This is a genomic window from Algoriphagus lacus, assembly GCF_003583985.1.
Taxonomy (GTDB): domain Bacteria; phylum Bacteroidota; class Bacteroidia; order Cytophagales; family Cyclobacteriaceae; genus Algoriphagus; species Algoriphagus lacus.
In genome coordinates this window covers 22,728-41,191 of the sequence record NZ_QXML01000006.1, presented here as the reverse complement: position 1 = coordinate 41,191, position 18,464 = coordinate 22,728, and the positions used below count along the sequence as shown (strand labels likewise).

General features: G+C 44.6%; 14 protein-coding genes. 8 read left to right on the top strand and 6 right to left on the bottom strand.

Features of this window, described 5'->3' with window-relative positions:
* Positions 1–76: 76 nt before the first annotated feature.
* From D0X99_RS12605 to D0X99_RS12585, 5 genes are all read left to right on the top strand, one after another.
* Positions 77–928, top strand: coding sequence for a DUF4412 domain-containing protein (locus D0X99_RS12605; RefSeq protein WP_119478200.1), 852 nt, complete (start codon positions 77–79; stop codon positions 926–928).
* A gap of 91 nt (positions 929–1,019) precedes the next feature.
* Positions 1,020–1,514, top strand: a complete 495-nt coding sequence (locus D0X99_RS12600) for a dihydrofolate reductase (protein ID WP_119478199.1) — start codon at positions 1,020–1,022, stop codon at positions 1,512–1,514.
* Positions 1,515–1,516: 2 nt separating this feature from the next.
* Complete coding sequence (locus D0X99_RS12595; protein WP_119478198.1) at positions 1,517–2,302, top strand: SDR family oxidoreductase; 786 nt, start codon at positions 1,517–1,519, stop codon at positions 2,300–2,302.
* A 14-nt stretch (positions 2,303–2,316) separates the two neighbouring features.
* Complete coding sequence (locus tag D0X99_RS12590) at positions 2,317–3,573, top strand: competence/damage-inducible protein A (RefSeq protein ID WP_119478197.1); 1,257 nt, start codon at positions 2,317–2,319, stop codon at positions 3,571–3,573.
* Positions 3,574–3,660: 87 nt separating this feature from the next.
* Positions 3,661–4,953 (top strand): dihydrolipoamide acetyltransferase family protein, encoded by a 1,293-nt coding sequence (locus D0X99_RS12585; RefSeq protein ID WP_119478196.1) that lies wholly within the window; start codon positions 3,661–3,663, stop codon positions 4,951–4,953.
* A 38-nt stretch (positions 4,954–4,991) separates the two neighbouring features.
* Here the strand turns inward: D0X99_RS12585 and D0X99_RS12580 are convergent, their stop codons facing one another.
* From D0X99_RS12580 to D0X99_RS12560, 5 genes are all read right to left on the bottom strand, one after another.
* Complete coding sequence (locus D0X99_RS12580) at positions 4,992–7,844, bottom strand: PAS domain-containing hybrid sensor histidine kinase/response regulator (RefSeq protein ID WP_119478195.1); 2,853 nt, start codon at positions 7,842–7,844, stop codon at positions 4,992–4,994.
* On the bottom strand, positions 7,844–8,857 hold the full coding sequence (locus D0X99_RS12575) for a PDC sensor domain-containing protein (protein WP_119478194.1): 1,014 nt from the start codon (positions 8,855–8,857) through the stop codon (positions 7,844–7,846). Before D0X99_RS12575 ends, D0X99_RS12580 begins: the two co-directional genes overlap by 1 nt.
* 23 nt (positions 8,858–8,880) lie before the next feature.
* On the bottom strand, positions 8,881–9,120 hold the full coding sequence (locus D0X99_RS12570; protein WP_119478193.1) for a hypothetical protein: 240 nt from the start codon (positions 9,118–9,120) through the stop codon (positions 8,881–8,883).
* Positions 9,117–9,536: an OsmC family protein gene (locus tag D0X99_RS12565; protein WP_233553710.1), complete on the bottom strand. Its 420-nt coding sequence runs from the start codon at positions 9,534–9,536 to the stop codon at positions 9,117–9,119. The genes D0X99_RS12570 and D0X99_RS12565 overlap by 4 nt, the downstream gene beginning before the upstream one ends.
* A 128-nt stretch (positions 9,537–9,664) precedes the next feature.
* Positions 9,665–13,042 (bottom strand): methylmalonyl-CoA mutase family protein, encoded by a 3,378-nt coding sequence (locus D0X99_RS12560; protein ID WP_119478191.1) that lies wholly within the window; start codon positions 13,040–13,042, stop codon positions 9,665–9,667.
* Between the two features lie 163 nt (positions 13,043–13,205).
* Here D0X99_RS12560 and D0X99_RS12555 point away from each other — a divergent pair, with 163 nt between their 5' ends.
* Positions 13,206–14,552: a sugar porter family MFS transporter gene (locus D0X99_RS12555; protein WP_119478190.1), complete on the top strand. Its 1,347-nt coding sequence runs from the start codon at positions 13,206–13,208 to the stop codon at positions 14,550–14,552.
* Positions 14,542–15,417, top strand: a complete 876-nt coding sequence (locus tag D0X99_RS12550; protein WP_119478189.1) for a carbohydrate kinase family protein — start codon at positions 14,542–14,544, stop codon at positions 15,415–15,417. The genes D0X99_RS12555 and D0X99_RS12550 overlap by 11 nt, the downstream gene beginning before the upstream one ends.
* 94 nt (positions 15,418–15,511) lie before the next feature.
* On the opposite strand, the gene D0X99_RS12545 is transcribed toward D0X99_RS12550, so the two are convergent.
* Positions 15,512–15,979, bottom strand: a complete 468-nt coding sequence (locus D0X99_RS12545; RefSeq protein ID WP_119478188.1) for a SixA phosphatase family protein — start codon at positions 15,977–15,979, stop codon at positions 15,512–15,514.
* Between the two features lie 156 nt (positions 15,980–16,135).
* Here D0X99_RS12545 and topA point away from each other — a divergent pair, with 156 nt between their 5' ends.
* Positions 16,136–18,463 (top strand): type I DNA topoisomerase, encoded by a 2,328-nt coding sequence (topA, locus tag D0X99_RS12540; protein WP_119478187.1) that lies wholly within the window; start codon positions 16,136–16,138, stop codon positions 18,461–18,463.
* The last annotated feature ends 1 nt before the right edge of the window (position 18,464 follow it).

Below are 18,464 nucleotides of genomic sequence, written 5' to 3'. Positions count from 1 at the left end.
GCCCCTTTTTGTTGGTTAAAACTTTTTCAAGTCTCTCATTTTTAGGAAATTGAATAAAATTTTTAACTCTACTACTATGAAAAAATCTGTTTTAAGCCTCCTGATTTTTGCAGGAGCAATCTTAAGTTTTCAGGCCGAGGCTCAGCTTTTGAAAAAAATCCAGAATGCAGCGGCTCAGGGCGTCCAAAACGCAGCAAATCAAAAAGCCAACCAGGAGGCCAACAAAGCGGGAAATGAGGCCATGGAAGGGATGCTTGGAAATATGATGGAACCGGCACCCACCGAATCCTCCTATTCATTTTCCGGATACATGGTCATGGAAATTGTAACCACTGACAAAAAAGGAAAAACCGAGAAGCCAGTGAAAATGCAATACCTCTTGTCCAAGACACCTGAATTCATGGGTATGGCCTATGAAGATCCGGAAAATTCCACCGCTGTGACAACCACAATCATGGATTCCAAAAACTCCGCGATGGTCATTCTTATTGATGATGGAAAAGACAAGTCCAGCATGGCGATCAAGGCCGATTACAATAAAATACAGGAGGAAGTTGACAAAGAATCTCAGGAACAATTGAGCAATCCGAACTATAAACTTGAAAAGACCGGAAACAAAAAGGACATCTTAGGCTATTCCTGCGAGGAATATTTGGTGACAACCGAAGATGGTGAAGGCCGGTACTGGGTTACTGAAAAACCAATCGATGGTTTGTCTGTCTTTTCTCCCCAGAGCAATCCGATGGTTTCCAACAAAACCATGGAACGCTACTCCGAACTGTTTTCAAATGCTCCAAAAGGCAGCTTCATGGAAATGATCTTTTCGGATAAAGAAGGAAATGTAACTGACATGAAAGTCGTTGAACTGAACACAAATCAACCACGCAATTTCTCCATGGCAGATTACCCCAATTTGATGAAGCAATAAAAAAACAAACGTCAAAAGGAGCAGAAAACCTGCTCCTTTTTATTTTTTACTTTCCAAAGACTGGTAACTTCAGGCCAAACATTAAAGGCACTTGAAAATCACGCTCATCGTCGCGAAAGCGAAAAACAATGTCATTGGCAAAGACAACCAATTGATCTGGAAGCTCTCTGCCGACCTTAGGAGATTTAAAAACCTGACAACCGGCCACCACATCCTGATGGGGCGAAACACTTTCGAATCCTTGGGTAAACCACTACCCAATCGTACCCACCTGATTATCACCAGAAATCCGGATTTTCAGGCACCTGACGGGCACTTTTCTTTCACCTCATTGGTAAATGCCTTCATTTTTTGCAACAAAATGGGGGTAGATGAACTTTTCATCATCGGTGGCGGGCAGATCTACCAGGAGTCCATCGACCTCTGCGACGTGCTGGAAATTACCGAAGTGGAGTGTGAACCGGATGGCGATACGTTTTTCCCCGAAATCAACCCTAAAGTTTGGAAAGAAACCGAAAGAGAAAGCTTTCCTGCTGATGAAAAAAATGAGTATCCGTATTCCTTCGTGACTTACAAAAAAATCTAACCATGTCAAAATCAGTAATTTGGATCACAGGGGCCTCATCAGGAATTGGGGAAGCCGCAGCCAAGAAGTTTTCCAAAGAAGGATATCGGGTCATCCTTTCAGCCCGAAAGGAAAATGAACTCAGCCGGGTACAAGGCGAATGCGCATCACCTGAGGATTGCAGGATTCTACCCCTGGATTTGGTTGCGATTGACACCTTTGAGGAGAAAGTAAAAACTGCCTTGGGATTTTTTGGCCAGGTGGACGTCATGTTGCACAATGGAGGAATCAGTCAACGATCCCTGATTAAGGAAACCAGTTTGGAAGTTGATCGGAAACTGATGGAGGTGAATTTCTTTGGAACAGTTGCCTTGACCAAAGCGCTTCTTCCTCACTTTCTTAAGAAAAAGTCAGGGCAGTTTGCGGTTGTCACGTCCTTGGTAGGCAAGTTTGGAACACCTTTTCGATCCTCCTATTCTGCCTCCAAGCATGCGTTGCACGGCTTTTTTGAGACATTAAGGGCTGAGCACTTCAAGGAAAATATAGCCGTAACCATGATCTGTCCAGGGTTCATTCGAACCCAAGTTTCTGTAAACGCCTTGACAGGTGACGGTTCGGTATTGGGAGAAATGGACCAGGCACAGGCTCATGGGATGAGTCCGGAACGATGTGCTGAAGACATTTACGATGCCATCACCCGGAAAAAACTGGAAGTCTACATTGGTGGAAAAGAAAAATACTACGTTTTGGTGAAGCGCCTTTTCCCTGACTTGTTTGCCAAATTGCTCACCAAAGCAAAAGTTAGATAAACCCAAATCAACGAATGCAACTCGTAAAAGCAGAAATCATAGCCATTGGAGACGAACTACTCTATGGACAAATCATGGACACCAACTCCCACTGGATCAGTCAGGAACTCGATCTGGTCGGTGTCAAAGTGGTACGAAAAACCACCGTCGGAGACAATCGGACTGATATATTAACGGCCTTTGCCGAGGCAGAAAAACGTGCCAAGCTGATTCTGATCACGGGTGGACTTGGACCAACCCAAGACGACCTAACCAAGCCCCTTCTGGCAGAATATTTCGGATGCGAAATCCGGGAAGTACCGGAAGCTGTCGAGGCTGTGACCGATTTTTTCAGACGAAGGGGACGGGAAATCACCCCGCTAAACATCCTTCAAGGTCATCTTCCGACTTGCTGTACTTACGTTCCCAATGAAGTCGGAACGGCACCTGGAATGTGGTTTGAACAGTACGGGGCCTATTGGATGTCCATGCCTGGAGTTCCTTATGAGATGAAAAAGCTGATGAAGGACTTCGTCCTCCCCAAGCTTCCTCACATTTTCCAGCTTCCGGTGATTTACCATAAGGTGATCAAAACAGTAGGAATCGGCGAAAGCTGGCTGGCCGATCTGATCAAAGACTGGGAAAATGCCCTTCCGGAGCATATCCGTCTGGCCTATCTGCCCTCTCCCGGTCATGTCAAGCTGAGGCTGACTGCCTTTGGAACTGATAGATCGGAATTGGAGCAGCAAGTCGCCCAACAAATCGAATTGGTGATGCCCCTGATTAACAACTATGTCTACGGGTATGATGAGGAAACCCTGGAGTCAGCAATTGGAAAGCTTTTGAAGAGCGCAGGGAAAACTTTAGCTTTGGCCGAAAGCTGCTCGGGAGGCTACATTTCGCATTTAGTCACAAGCATCCCAGGAAGTTCGAATTACTTCAACGGATCCGTGGTACCCTATCACAATCAGTTCAAGCAAAATCTCCTGGGAGTAAAAGCTGAAACGTTAAATTCACACGGGGCTGTGAGTGAGGAAACTGTGAAGGAAATGGCAGAAGGAGTGCGAAAACTCTTTGGTGCAGATTTTGGACTTTCGAGCAGCGGAATTGCCGGCCCAGACGGGGGATCAGCCGAAAAACCGGTGGGAACTGTTTGGATTTCCTGTTCGGGAGAGGGATTTACTGAAGCCAAAAAACTTCAATTAACCCAGGATCGAATGCTAAATATTCAATTAACAGGGGTTGCCGTTTTGAATTTGTTAAGAATTTGCATCAATCAGAATAACAAATAAAATTTTATCCGTAAGGTTTGGGTAGGAGTTCCAGAAAATTTAATTTTAAAACTTGAATTTAAACCCAATTTAATTACCTCAATCGCTATGGCAAGTGTAGAAATGCTGATGCCCAAAATGGGTGAAAGTATCATAGAAGGCACCATCCTCACCTGGCTGAAGAAAGAAGGAGATTCCATTGAGCAGGATGAATCTGTTCTCGAAGTAGCCACAGACAAAGTGGACACCGAAGTGCCTGCAACCCACGGTGGAATTCTGAAAAAGATTCTGGCCAAAGAAGGAGACGTGGTAGCTGTGGGTTCGCCAATCGCGATAATCGAAACTGCATCTGAAAATGGAGTGGCTCCTGCTACTCCTAAAAAAGAGGCCGAACCTGCAAAAGAGGAATTGGTAGCTGCAGCACCCGCAAATACCGCTGCTATCCTTGCCCAACCAGAACTAAGCAGTGAAACTCCATCTGAAGACGGTCGGTTTTACTCTCCGTTGGTGAAAAGCATAGCAAAGGAGGAAGGGATTTCGGCAGCTGAACTTTCCAAAATACCTGGCTCAGGAAAAGAAGGTCGTGTCACTAAAGAAGACATGTTGCTTTACATCAAAACCAAAAGCCAGGCTCCAACTTCTCCAGTCAAACCATCTCTTCCCGAACCAAAAGCACCAATCAGTGTTTCCGGTGCCGATGAGATCATCGAGATGGACCGCATGAGAAAAATGATTGCTCAGCGAATGGTGGAATCTAAGCGGATCTCTGCTCACGTTACCTCATTTGTAGAGGCTGACATGACTAATATCGTGTTGTGGAGAGAGAAAAATAAGGATGCCTACCGGGCAAAATACGGAGAAGGAATCACGTATACCCCATTTTTCATCGAAGCAATTGCCAGGGCAATCCGAGACTTTCCGATGATCAATATTTCGGTAGATGGAGAACGAATCATCAGGAAAAAAGACATCAACGTTGGAATGGCGGTGGCTCTACCCTCCGGTAATCTGATTGTTCCGGTGATCCGAAATGCAGACCAACTGAATCTGGTTGGCATTTCCAAAAAGGTAAATGATCTGGCTAATCGGGCTCGAAACAACAAACTCACTGCGGATGATTTGGCTGGCGGAACTTACACCGTATCCAATGTCGGCTCCTTTGGCAACGTGATGGGTACTCCAATCATACCCCAACCACAGGTTGCGATAATGGCAGTAGGTGCCATTGTGAAAAAACCAGCTGTGGTGGAAACACCAACCGGTGATGTGATTGCCATCAGACACAAAATGTTCCTTTCTCACTCTTACGATCACAGAGTTGTGGATGGAGCACTAGGTGGAATGTTTGTCCGAAGAGTGGCTGATTATCTGGAAGAATTTGACCTTCACACCACACTCTAAATGCAAATGGCTCCGAAAATTCGGAGCCATTTTAATTTCTATCCCTCCCGTTCCCTCACTTTTCGATAATAAAATTCAAGCTTATCAGCCAATGCCGCGAGCCGGATAGGTTTGGTGAGGTAATCATTCATTCCTGAATCCAATGCTTTCTTCTGGTCCTCTTCGAAAACATTTGCCGAAAGACCAATAATGATAACATGGTCCTTCCCTTCCATCGAACGGATCGCCCGGGTAGCCTCCAGCCCATTCATAATTGGCATCTGAACATCCATCAGTACCACATCAAAATCCTGGCTTTTAATCTTATCCAACACTTCTGCTCCATTTTTCGCAACCTCAAACTGGAATCCAAGCTGCTGAAACATCAAGGTCATAAGCTGGAGGTTCAAATCATTGTCCTCTGCCAATAATATTCTCAAAGGGAAAACAGTCCCCATTTCTTTAATGTCCCTCCAAGTCAACTCCTCTTTCTCCTGAGTTTGGTTTGATTGCTCTGCCTTTCTTACCAATACCGAAAAGCTAAAAACAGATCCTTTTCCAGCCTCACTGCTGATTTCCAATTCTCCGCCAAGCAATTCAATAATCTTTTTGGCAATTGCCAATCCCAGTCCAGTACCCTGATAGGTTCGTGTATTGGAGCTTTCCACCTGATAGAAAGGATCTGTTAGGTGGTCGAGATGCTCTTTTGGAATCCCAATTCCGGTATCCGATATCGTGTAGGATAGAAAATAAAAGTGCTCATCCACCAGATTTAACTCCATTTCCACCTTTACGGATCCTTTTTCCGGGGTGAATTTTACCGCATTTCCAATCAGGTTAAGTAGTACCTGATTGATCTTCCCCTTATCCGCTTCCAGATTTATCCTTTCAACTCCCCCATAGTCCACCTCCAACTTAATCTCCTTCTTTTTTGCAATCCCAGACAGAATCTCAATCTGATTTTTCAGTTCACTAATCGGATCGAAAACGGAAGTCTGAATTTCAATTTTCCCGGATTCTATTTTTGAATAGTCTAGAATATCCCGAATAATATTTAGCAGCGAATTGCCTGAATTCTTAATAATATCCACATACTGCTTTTGAATCTTGTTGAGGTTGGTACTTTCCAACAAGTCAATAATCCCCAATAATCCGTTCATTGGAGTCCTGATTTCATGACTCATATTGGCAAGGAATTCCGACTTTGCCCTGCTTGCTTGGTCGGAGGCATTCATTGCTTCTACCAAACCCCTTTCCCAGATTTTTTGGCTGGTAATGTCTTTAGAAATGGACATGACCTTATTTTCATCCAAGGGAAAAAACCGCATCTCAAAGTGCTTTTCTCCTATCGGGCTATGCCAGACCACGTCAGTTGTCTGGATTTTCTTGGTGTTTCTGGCAAGCTGGAAGACCCGAACTACTTCATCAGTCTGGCCATGGGGAACAAATTCTTTGAGGGATTTTCCCAACGTGTTTTTAGCAGGCTCAAGGAGGTTCTTCTTGTCCTGAACATGAAAATCAAGGACTCTTCCCTCGTTGTCATAAATGAAAATGGTGTCCGGAATATTGTTGATCAGTGTCCTTAGCCGGTTTTCGCTTTGTATCGTTTCCTGCCGGGAAAGGTATTGATCGGTAATGTCTGTGCATATCCCCATCCCGCCTGAAAATCTACCGTTCTCATCAAAAATCAATTTTTCAAAAATTCGAACCCTGATCTTTTCACCATTGGGCTTGGTAAAATCATGTTCAAAATCAACGAACTCCTTTTTCCCCATGAGGGCTTGAATGGTTTGTTCCTTGACTTTGTTGGCATCGGAATGGGTTGATTCGGCTTTAAAGGCATTAATAAAATCCGTTTTGGAATGTCCCAGCACAACCTCCACTTCATCACTGACTTTAGTAATTTCTCCTCTGAAATCATGGAAAAAAACAAAGCCTCTCAATTCCTTGAGCAACAGATTCTGTTGCTCAAAAAGCCGTGAAATCTCCTTCAGGTTTTCCTCTTGGATTTTAACTGAATCCAGGTTTCCTTTTAGTGAAATGATAAAGAAAGTCACCGTACCAACCATTAGAACGGCAATTCCCAAGAATAAAAACAAATAAGCACTGTAAATTCCCGTAGTGAGCCCCTCAACAGGGAACATAAAAACCAGCGAAGTGGGGAAGCTGGAATCGCCGTAAGAAAACGGATACTGGGCCAATATCCCACTTACCTCCTTATCGCCTTCTTTCCAGCTTACTTCATAAAAACCTTTTAACCCAAGCCCAATGTCATTATTAATTTCCTTTAGGTCTGCTTCCGCCAATTGGATCAATGGTCTGTTTTCACGGGGATTCAGGCTCAATAATTCAGAGTTGTAAAACAGGAATTTTTCACCTCCTGGATTGAGATAAAAATTTGCCACATATTCCCTGGAAAAATTTTGAAAATCAGTGGAATACAAGACTCTAAAACCTGAATTACCCTCAACCAAAACCCGATTTTCTTTCAAATCAGAAGGAAATCCGGAAACCGATCTCATCCTTAAAAAATCATTTCGATCTGTCAGCGTGAAAACCAAGACGGAATCTTTTAAATCCACCCAAATGGTATCAATCAATTGGGGAAAATTAGTAAATGTCCGTCTCGTGGCGATGGTGAACTCATCCCGATAATCCTCCTCGTCCAACCCGGGTTCCTCCAGATAGATCAATAAAAACCGGGATTCCTCTTCAAATCGATTAAGTTCGGTTTCCAGTCCTCTGGCAGCCAATTCGGTTTGTTTGGTTAAAAACTCTTTTCTCGAATCTATTTGCGCGTTGAATATTGCCTTGAAAAAACTAAACCCCAAAGCAATCACCAACACCACCAAAACTGATCCGACCACTGTGGTCAGCCAGAAATTGGATCGGTCTATGAAATTGGGCACCATCAGATATTGGGGAATAGTTCAATCAAAAACCATCCGATTTGAGAAAACCGCATACAAACAGCTTCATTCAGATTGGGTTCCTCAATGAAATCAAAATGATTTCTTTTGTCCAAAAGAAAGGACTGAGCCATTTTTCTCACCTCTCTGCTCTTACTGTTGAAAATATTAAAGTCAGAGATTCTAAAATTATCCGATTGCACAGTTTCCCGGTACACATGGTTTTTCAGTGGCGGCATACTAAACGCCTCAATCGCATTAGCCTTTCCTGCAACAATATCCCCTTTTTCATTGACCAAAATAAACTCTCCCTCCATGGACTCGAGGTAGTTTTGGATGATATCGCTTACGGTAAAATCCACACCTACTACCGCAAAAAGGTTTTGCCCGTCATAAACAGGATGAACCAAAGATAAAATCCATCCTTTTCCGGCTGGATCTATGTAAGCATCCGGAATCCATACGACTCCCTTTCCAGGATTATGGGCAAGGTCAGCCTCATAATAAAAGTTGAATTCCTTCACATCAATGTTTGGGTCAACAATATTTTTGGCGTCATAAGAGGGATAAACCCGGCTGACCTGCATCGATGAATTGGAGTAAATCTGAACTGCAATGGGATTTTTCTGAATAAAATCCCTAAAAACACTATCAAGTGAATTAGTCATCTGCACCTCTTGCATGGCCTTTTGCCGATCCGGAGTGGTATTAAGAATGATGATCGAGCTGAGTGAAGAATCCTGACCGGGTAAATTAGTAGAAAAAGGTCCTTCAAAATTGTACGGATTGGGAGCCGGATTTTTTAACAAGGAATCCTTTTTTGCCAGGAGATCTTGATAAAAATGGGCTACAGAATCCAATCTATTGCTCATCTCTTGGCCCTCCAATTCCATTTCCTGAATCAAAGATTTAATTTTTTGAAGCTTCTCCTCCGGACTTTTTTCCTGTTGAGTAGTGCAGCCGACAGTAATCAACATGGCTAAAAAAACAATGGTCGTGACCCTAAAAAGATTCATGCGTAATCTTGGTTTCAGGGAAATTAAAGATTTTCCAGCTGTGAACGAAAAGTTTTCCCCATTTCCTCAAAGCGACCTTTCACTTTTTCAAAAAATTCACCGTCCAAAAAGGAATCCAAATCCGATTCTTCCAAAACGTCGGTCTCGCTAAGCTTGAAAGTCTGCTCCATCGGCCCAAGCTCAAATTTGATGATATATTTATTGTTCCAGGAGAAAATACTGATGCGTACTTCCTCCCGGATCAATTCTTTTACGACTCTCATTCGGGTTTTCTCACCTCTGATTTGAAGGTAATAGTTGACTTTAACGAAGACGCCACCGAGCAATATTTCTCCACGGAAAGGGCCACTACTTTCGCAAATTCCTCCTCCGTTGCATTGGGAGATACCAAAATAAACTTCAGCTCGATATCTGTGTAGAATGCCGGAACTCCATCGTTTCGGGTCCCTTCCACCTCCAAAAAGAAGTCCACGATATCCCGTCGCTTTTTCTTCATCATCAAAACTGCATCGACCGAAGCACAACCACCCAATGCAGATAGGAGCAAATCCATGGGAGATTGAGCATGCTTGTGCTCAGGATCATACATATCGATATTGACGAGATTGCCCTGGGCATTCCGGGCCTCATATTCCAAATCCGCCTTCATGCGGACCGTGACGTTTCGCTTATTTGCCATTTTCTAATTATGTTTTTATTTATAGCGATGCTTAAACAAGTCCATGCGGCTTATTTTAAACCATCACATTATATCCAATCACTTTGATATTTAAATCAAAATCCAAAATCGGACTCTTCCCATCTTGATCACATATTCCTTCGATACTGACCGCCAACCTCATAAAGTGCATGGGTAATCTGTCCCAAAGAACAATACTTCGCGGCTTCCATCAATCGGGCAAAAACGTTCTCATTGTTCACCGCTGCTTTTCTCAAAGTCATCAGTTGCTCGTTCTCCAAACCTTCATAAGTTCGGTGTAAGTTCCTCAATGTTTGAATCTGAGCTTCTTTTTCCTCCTGAGTAGCGCGAATTACCTCACCCGGTGTGATCGTAGGCGAACCGTCAGAAGAAAGGAAGGTGTTTACTCCGATGATTGGATATTCCCCGGTATGCTTAAGCATCTCATAGTGAAGACTCTCTTCCTGGATTTTCCCACGTTGATACATGGTTTCCATCGCCCCAAGTACCCCGCCTCTTTCCGTGATTCGATCAAACTCAGTATAAACAGCCTCCTCCACCAAGTCGGTCAATTCCTCGATGATGAACGCTCCCTGTAGTGGATTTTCGTTTTTAGCCAAACCCAATTCCTTATTGATAATCAACTGAATAGCCATCGCCCGACGAACCGATGCTTCAGTTGGAGTGGTGATCGCTTCATCGTAGGCATTGGTATGCAGGGAGTTGCAATTGTCATAGATCGCATACAAAGCTTGTAACGTAGTTCGGATGTCATTGAAGTCGATTTCCTGTGCGTGAAGGGATCGACCGGAAGTCTGGATGTGGTACTTCAGCATCTGGGAGCGCTCATTGGCACCATACTTCAGTTTCATGGCTTTGGCCCAAATCCTTCTGGCTACGCGGCCGATAACCGCATACTCCGGATCAATTCCGTTGGAAAAAAAGAATGAAAGGTTGGGTGCAAAATCGTTGACATTCATCCCTCTGGAAACGTAATACTCCACGTAGGTAAATCCATTGGAAAGGGTCAATGCCAGTTGAGTGATCGGATTGGCACCTGCCTCGGCGATGTGGTAACCCGAAATGGAAACCGAATAGAAATTGCGGACTTTCTGATCAATAAAATACTGCTGAACATCTCCCATCAGTCGAAGGGAAAATTCAGTGGAGAAAATACAGGTATTCTGTGCCTGATCTTCTTTCAGGATATCTGCCTGTACTGTACCCCGAACTTTGGAAAGCGTATCGGCTTTTATTTTTTCATAGATCTCTTTTGGCAGAACCTGATCTCCTGTGACACCCAATAGCATTAAGCCCAAGCCATCGTTTCCGTCAGGAATGACACCGTTATAAGTTGGTCTAGGAAGGCCTTTTTGCTTATAGATTGCTTCAATTCTTGCTTGAACTTCAGCCTCGAGACCGTTTGCTTTAATGTAAACCTCACACTGCTGATCAATCGCAGCATTCATAAAAAATGCCGTCATCGTCGCAGCAGGACCATTGATCGTCATGGATACCGAAGTCATCGGATCAACCAAGTTAAAACCTGAATACAGCTTTTTGGCATCATCCAGACAGCAGACGTTTACACCTGAGTTTCCGATTTTTCCATAAATATCCGGACGGTAATCGGGGTCCTCACCGTATAAAGTCACCGAGTCAAATGCAGTGGATAGTCGCTTTGCCGGCATATCCTTGGACACGTAGTGGAATCGTTTGTTGGTACGCTCCGGTCCTCCTTCCCCTGCAAACATTCGGGTAGGATCTTCCCCTTCCCGTTTGAACGGAAACACCCCGGCAGTGTAAGGGAATTGACCGGGGACATTTTCTCTCAAGCCCCACTTCAACAGCTCGCCCCAGGCCTCATATTTAGGAAGGGCTACTTTTGGAATTCTGGAATTGGAAAGTGAGGCAGTATAGGTTTGGATTTTGATTTCCTTGTCTCTGACTTTGAACACATAGAAATCATCTCCGTATTTGGCAGCTTCTGTGGGCCATTCTTCCAGCCATTTTTTGTTTTTGGGATCAAGATTGAGTTCAACCTGAGCATAAACCTCCTGTAGTTCTTTGATCAGTCGATCTTGGTCGGCCACTTTCGTTGCTTTGACCGCTTCCATGGATTTTTGAATGCTGTAGAGTTGCTGAGCGATCTCCTTCTGCTCCTCTACCCAACGGTCGTAGTTTCGGTTGTTTTCTGTGATTTCGCTTAGGTAGCGCGTACGGGCGGGAGGAATGATGTAAATCTTTTCGGAAGTCCCTGCGGTCAGCTCAAAACTGCTTTCCCAACCGTTGAATTTCTCATTTACTTTGGCAATGATCGCCCGGTAAAGCTGATTCATTCCGGGATCATTAAACTGGGAAGCGATGGTTCCAAAAACCGGAATTTGCTCGTCCTCGATATCCCACAGGTTGTGATTGCGCTTGTATTGTTTTTTCACATCACGGATGGCATCGAGTGCACCCCGCTTGTCAAATTTGTTGAGGGCAATCACATCCGCAAAGTCCAGCATGTCGATTTTCTCCAACTGGGAAGCTGCTCCATACTCCGGAGTCATCACGTAAAGCGATAAATCGGAATGCTCAATGATCTCCGTGTCGGACTGTCCAATACCGGAGGTTTCAAGGATCACCAGATCAAATCCAGCTGCTTTTACGGTGTCCACAGCATCCTGAACGTATTTGGAAAGTGCCAAATTGGACTGTCGTGTAGCCAAGGAGCGCATGAAAACCCGTGGATGATGGATGGCATTCATTCGGATTCGGTCGCCCAAAAGAGCTCCACCTGTTTTACGCTTGGAAGGATCTACGGATATGATTGCCAGTGTTTTATCTTCAAAATCAATAATGAATCTTCGCACCAATTCGTCGACCAAGGAAGACTTTCCTGCCCCGCCCGTTCCGGTTATCCCAAGGACGGGAGTTTGGGAAGATTTGCTTTGCTTTCTTACCGTCTCCAACAAAGCCGTAGACTTTTCGGGGAAATTCTCAAACGCCGAAATGGCTCGGGCGACATGTTCATTGTTTTCTTTTGACAAAGCAAAACCCTCGGGCAATTCATCTCCGATCGGAAAATCACACTTCCTCACCAAATCATTGATCATGCCTTGAAGGCCCATGGCGCGTCCATCATCCGGGGCATAAATTCTGGTGATGCCGTAGCCATGAAGTTCCTTGATTTCCTCAGGAAGGATAGTTCCTCCTCCCCCTCCGAAAATTTTAATGTGACCTGCTCCCCTTTCGCGAAGCAAATCATGCATGTATTTAAAAAACTCGACGTGTCCTCCCTGATAAGAAGTAATTGCGATGGCCTGAACATCTTCCTGAATGGCGCAGTCCACAATTTCCTGAACCGATCGGTTGTGGCCCAAGTGAATCACCTCACATCCGGTCGACTGTATGATCCGTCGCATGATGTTGATCGCCGCATCATGTCCGTCAAACAGCGAAGCCGCCGTGACGATTCGGATGTGGTTTTTTGGTTTGTAAATCTCAGTCGTGGTAGTCATGACTTTTGGGTTTATATTTTCTTAGTAGGTTCAGTTTAAACAAAAATTAGGCAGGTAAAGCCTGGTTTTTTGTGCCCGCGAATATAAGAAAATTAACCCTTGCAGGGTTTTGAATTGTGATCCTTCTCCTTAGTTTAGTGAATCAATCGACCCTAAATAGTTCATGGCAACCAACCGATACGCCTTTTTTGTCTCCCTCACGGCCGCTTTGGGCGGCTTTTTATTTGGCTTTGATACTGCCGTAATTTCCGGTGCAGAGCGAGCAATTCAGGAAGTTTGGCAACTCAGTGACTGGATGCATGGACTGGCCATTGCCTCAGCACTTTACGGAACAGTAATTGGAGCGCTGTTGGGAGGAATTCCTGCCGACCGATGGGGTAGAAAGAAAAGCTTGCTTTGGATAGGGGTTTTCTACTTTGTTTCAGCGATAGGTTCGGGAATAGCCTGGGATTTCACCTCCTTCACGTTTTTTAGATTTTTGGGAGGATTGGGTGTAGGAGCTTCATCTGTGGTAGCCCCGATGTACATTTCTGAAATTGCACCCGCTAAAAACAGAGGTTTATTGGTTGCCTTATACCAATTCAACATTGTCTTTGGAATCGTGATGGCCTACGTCTCCAACTATATCATCGGAACAGCTGAAATACCGGAAGACTGGAGATGGATGCTGGGCGTGGAAGGAGTCCCGGCCTTGATATACAGTGTGATGATTTTCAGCATCCCGGAAAGTCCAAGATGGCTGATAGCCAAATTCAAGGATCACGTCAAAGCACGTGAGATATTGACTCGAACCGATCCTGACGGAGTGGATGAAGCCATCCGAATGGCGATCGAAGAAGAAAAAAGCATCAAACAAAAAGCAGGATTCGGAGTCCTGTTTAGCCCGAGATTCTTCTCCAGCACCTTGCTTGCGATCCTGATCGCCTTTTTCAATCAGGTGTCAGGCATCAATGCAATCATTTATTTTGCTCCGAGAATATTCGAAATGGCAGGCATATCCACTGAAAATGCCCTGATTTCCACTATCGGAATCGGCTTGGTAAACTTGGTCGCCACCTTTCTTGGACTCTATCTGATTGACCGATTGGGGAGGAAAAAACTCATGTACATCGGTTCTTTTGGATACATCATTTCCCTGACCCTGATGGCTTACAATTTTCTTGGTCCGGGGATTTCTCCATTTTGGCTGCCGATTTTTGTCTTCGGATTCATTGCCTCTCACGCCGTGGGACAAGGCGCCGTAATTTGGGTGTTTATTTCCGAAATGTTCCCCAATGAACTTCGGGCCTATGGGCAATCCTTGGGATCCTTTACCCATTGGATTCTTGCAGCCGTGATCGCAAACGTTTTTCCTTTCTTTGCCAACAGTTTTGGACCGGGGTATATCTTCGCCTTCTTTTGCGCCATGATGATCTGTCAACTGCTTTGGGTGATGTTTAAAATGCCGGAAACCAGAGGAAGATCACTGGAGGAAATTCAACAAGACTTACAAAAAAGCAATGCGGGATAACGTCGTAATATTTGGAGAAATGCTTTGGGATTGCTTGCCAACCGGACCGGTGGCCGGTGGCGCTCCCATGAATGTCGCTCTCAATCTTCACCAATTAGGGTTGAATTCCCGCCTGATTTCAGCTGTGGGTAAGGATGAAGACGGATTCAAATTGCTGAGTTTCCTCAGGGAATTTGACCTTCCCCTTGATCTGATCCAAATCAACCCGGAGCATGAAACTTCCAGAGTTTTAGTGGACACCACCGATCCGGAAAACATCAAGTACAGCATTGTCTCTCCGGTTGCCTGGGATTTTATCGAATGGAATGAAACGCTGGATCAAGTCGTCGAGGAAGCAGATGCTTTCGTCTTTGGTACCCTCGGTGTGCGCAATACAGAAAGTCTCAAAACCCTGATCAAACTCCTTCGCCACCCAACGCTGAGGATATTCGATGCCAATCTCCGGCCTCCGTTTTATGATTTTGAAGTGATCGAAACTCTTCTTGGATTTGCTGATGTACTCAAGATCAATGAAGACGAATTGGAAATCTTTGCGGATTACTTCAAAACCGAACCCACTATCGAGGGGCTTTGCTTCCATTTGGATCAGCATTTTCCTATGGAAATCATTTGTATAACCCGGGGATCCAAAGGTGCAATCATCTACCAAAAAGGGAAAATCACCCAACATCCAGGGTACAAAGTGCAGGTTCAGGATTCCATTGGTGCTGGAGATGCGTTTCTGAGCGGTTTTATCAAAACTTATCTGGATGAAAAGTCACCAGAGGAAATTTTGGATTTTGCCTGCAAAATTGGAGCGTTTGTGGCTACTCAAAAAGGAGGAACCCCGAAATACACTGAATCGGATATTCATAGAATTCAGTGATCAGTTGGCAGTTTACAGTAATCAGTTTCCAGTTGGCAGGGCTGTAAACTGATGACTGCCTACTGCCTACTGCCTACTGTTTACTGGTCACTGATCACTGAATAACTTCCTTCAAAATCCCCATTCCCAATCCAATCATATACCATTCATTGATTTCCAGATCAATGACAGCCATCATTCCGGGTTGCAAACCGATGTAATTCCCGTGGGTAATATGGGAAAGCAGCAGGCTGATGGTCGGATTATGCCCTATTAAAAGACAGGTTTCGGCTGATTTAGGCGTATTCTCCAGTATTTTCAGTAGCGTTTCCAAATTTCCCTGATAAATGTCACGGGTCAGCTGCTCCTCCTCCACCTTAATATATTTTTTGATGATTTCTGAAGTCTCCCGGGTACGGGTGGCCGATGAGCAATGTAAAAAATCCACCTTTAGACCCGACTTGATAAGGGTTTCACCAAGTCGGTTTAGGTTTTCTTTTCCCCTTGGTGTGAGTTGCCGCTGAAAATCCACTCCATCCGAAAACCCTGCCTCCCCGTGCCTTAAAAGAATCAATTGCTTCATTTAATAATCATTTTTGCCGCGAATCCAACTGGAAATGCCTCAAAAATCCATCCAAAAGCAACGGCCTCGTTTTTTTATTATTTGGAGGAGAAAACTATGCCCTCTATTTTTAGCTTTTAAAAAATGACCGGTCGGTCAGGAATTTTCTCTTTTAATATGTCAAAAAATCTAGTAATCGTCGAATCCCCAGCCAAAGCCAAGACTATCGAAGGCTACCTTGGTAAGGATTATAAAGTAGTTTCCAGCTACGGTCACGTGCGGGACCTGCCCAAAGGCGATAAAGCTATAGATATCAAAAATCGCTTCAAGCCCACTTACGAAGTCACTGCTGATAAAAAGGAAGTCATCAAAAATCTCAAGGCTTTAGCCAAAGACGCTGATATGGTTTACCTGGCAAGTGACGATGACCGAGAGGGAGAGGCTATTTCCTGGCATTTAAAGGAAGTTCTTAAACTGGATGACAGCCATACCAAGCGGATAGTATTCCGGGAAATCACCAAAAACGCCATTACCAAAGCCATCGAAAACCCACGTGGAATTGATTATGACTTGGTCAATGCACAGCAAGCCCGAAGAATCCTCGATCGATTGGTAGGTTTTGAGCTTTCTCCGATTCTTTGGAAAAAAATCAAAACCGGTCTCTCAGCAGGTAGGGTTCAGTCAGTTGCAGTTCGCCTGATTGTAGAGCGGGAGCGCGAAATCGAAGCCCACAAATCCAAGTCTTCATATCGGATAACGGCCATTTTTGAAGTGGGTGGCAAAACCTTCCAAGCCGAACTTCCTAAGAAGTTTGACTCCAAATCCGAGGCCGAGGAGTTTCTCAAGAAATGTATGGAGGCTTCTTTTTCTGTAGCCAATCTGGAGAAAAAGCCAACCAAAAAGACTCCAGCAGCACCATTTACCACATCAACCCTCCAGCAGGAAGCTTCGCGAAAGCTTTACTTTTCTGTAGCACAAACCATGTCTGTGGCACAGAAACTTTACGAAGCAGGTAAAATCACCTACATGCGTACTGACAGCACCAACCTATCCCAGGATGCCATGAGTGCCGCAAAAAGTGCCATTGAAAATTCATTTGGTTCCCAGTACCATAAATCAAGACAGTTTACAACCAAATCGGAAAGCGCACAGGAAGCTCACGAGGCTATCCGCCCAACTGATTTTTCTCAAAGCCAAGTTTCCGGGGAGCGTAACGAGCAGCGCCTTTATGAACTCATCTGGAAGAGAGCCATTGCGTCTCAGATGGCTGATGCCGAACTGGAGAAAACCACAATAACCATTGCCATTTCCAACTCGACCCAAAATCTGGTAGCCACCGGAGAGGTGATCAAGTTTGACGGCTTTTTGAAAGTATACCTCGAAGATACCGACGACGAACCCGAAGAGGATGAAGATGGCAACAAGTCACTTTTGCCTCCAATGTCTGTCGGACAAAATCTGAATCTTCAGGAAATGAAAGGCCGGGAAACATTCAGCAGACCTGCACCTCGATACACTGAAGCTTCATTGGTTAAAAAACTGGAAGAACTCGGAATTGGCCGACCCTCTACCTACGCTCCTACGATCTCTACGATTCAGAAGCGGGAATATGTGGTCAAAGAATCCAGAGAGGGAACTCCACGAAGCTATGTTGAAATGAAAATTGCCAAAGGCAAGTTTTCAGATGCCACCAAAACCGAAAATACCGGGGCAGAGAAAAACAAACTCTTCCCGACCAATATTGCGATGGTGGTCAATGACTTTCTGGTAGAGCATTTCCCCAATGTCATCGACTTTCATTTTACGGCCAAAGTGGAAAAGGAATTCGATGAAATTGCCGCAGGAGGACAGGATTGGCAGGATATGATCGATGGATTCTACGGCAAATTCCACCACAGTGTGGAAGAAACCGAGCAAGTATCCCGACAGGACATCAATTCCAGCCGACTCATTGGACAGCATCCTGTGTCAGGTAAGAATGTCTATGCCCGTTTGGGAAGATTTGGACCACTGGTACAGATCGGAGAAAATGAAGACGAGGACAAGCAGTACGCAAGCATGAAAAAAGGTCAGTTTATCGAAAACGTGACCATGGATGATGCAATGGAACTGTTCAAACTACCCCGTGAGGTCGGCTACTTTGAGGATAAAAAGATGACCGCTGCTGTGGGTCGGTTTGGGCCATACATCCGCCATGACAACGCATTTTACTCGCTTCAAAAAGATCAGGATCCCCTGTTCATCACCGAAGAAGAAGCCATCCAACTGATCCAAGCCAAGCGGGAAGCAGACGCCAACAAGCATATCAAGTCATTTGATGAAAATACGGAAATCCAGATCCTCAATGGACGCTGGGGGCCTTACATCAAGTTTGGCAAAAACAACTTCAAAATTCCAAAGGGAAAAGAAGCGGAACAACTTACCTACGCAGAAACCATTGAGATTATAGAAGCCCAGCCGGATGCTGCCAAGAAAAAAGGAAGGTTCCCGGCGAAGAAAAAGTAAA

What these genes read in the sequence shown, in the direction of transcription:
- D0X99_RS12605 (WP_119478200.1), top strand. Translation starts at nt 77, where the DNA reads ATGAAAAAATCTGTTTTAAGCCTCCTGATTTTTGCAGGAGCAATCTTA.
- D0X99_RS12595 (WP_119478198.1), top strand. Translation starts at nt 1,517, where the DNA reads ATGTCAAAATCAGTAATTTGGATCACAGGGGCCTCATCAGGAATTGGG.
- D0X99_RS12590 (WP_119478197.1), top strand. Translation starts at nt 2,317, where the DNA reads ATGCAACTCGTAAAAGCAGAAATCATAGCCATTGGAGACGAACTACTC.
- D0X99_RS12585 (WP_119478196.1), top strand. Translation starts at nt 3,661, where the DNA reads ATGGCAAGTGTAGAAATGCTGATGCCCAAAATGGGTGAAAGTATCATA.
- D0X99_RS12580 (WP_119478195.1), bottom strand. Translation starts at nt 7,844, where the DNA reads ATGGTGCCCAATTTCATAGACCGATCCAATTTCTGGCTGACCACAGTG.
- D0X99_RS12575 (WP_119478194.1), bottom strand. Translation starts at nt 8,857, where the DNA reads ATGAATCTTTTTAGGGTCACGACCATTGTTTTTTTAGCCATGTTGATT.
- D0X99_RS12570 (WP_119478193.1), bottom strand. Translation starts at nt 9,120, where the DNA reads ATGAGAGTCGTAAAAGAATTGATCCGGGAGGAAGTACGCATCAGTATT.
- D0X99_RS12565 (WP_233553710.1), bottom strand. Translation starts at nt 9,536, where the DNA reads ATGGCAAATAAGCGAAACGTCACGGTCCGCATGAAGGCGGATTTGGAA.
- D0X99_RS12560 (WP_119478191.1), bottom strand. Translation starts at nt 13,042, where the DNA reads ATGACTACCACGACTGAGATTTACAAACCAAAAAACCACATCCGAATC.
- D0X99_RS12555 (WP_119478190.1), top strand. Translation starts at nt 13,206, where the DNA reads ATGGCAACCAACCGATACGCCTTTTTTGTCTCCCTCACGGCCGCTTTG.
- D0X99_RS12550 (WP_119478189.1), top strand. Translation starts at nt 14,542, where the DNA reads ATGCGGGATAACGTCGTAATATTTGGAGAAATGCTTTGGGATTGCTTG.
- D0X99_RS12545 (WP_119478188.1), bottom strand. Translation starts at nt 15,979, where the DNA reads ATGAAGCAATTGATTCTTTTAAGGCACGGGGAGGCAGGGTTTTCGGAT.
- topA (WP_119478187.1), top strand. Translation starts at nt 16,136, where the DNA reads ATGTCAAAAAATCTAGTAATCGTCGAATCCCCAGCCAAAGCCAAGACT.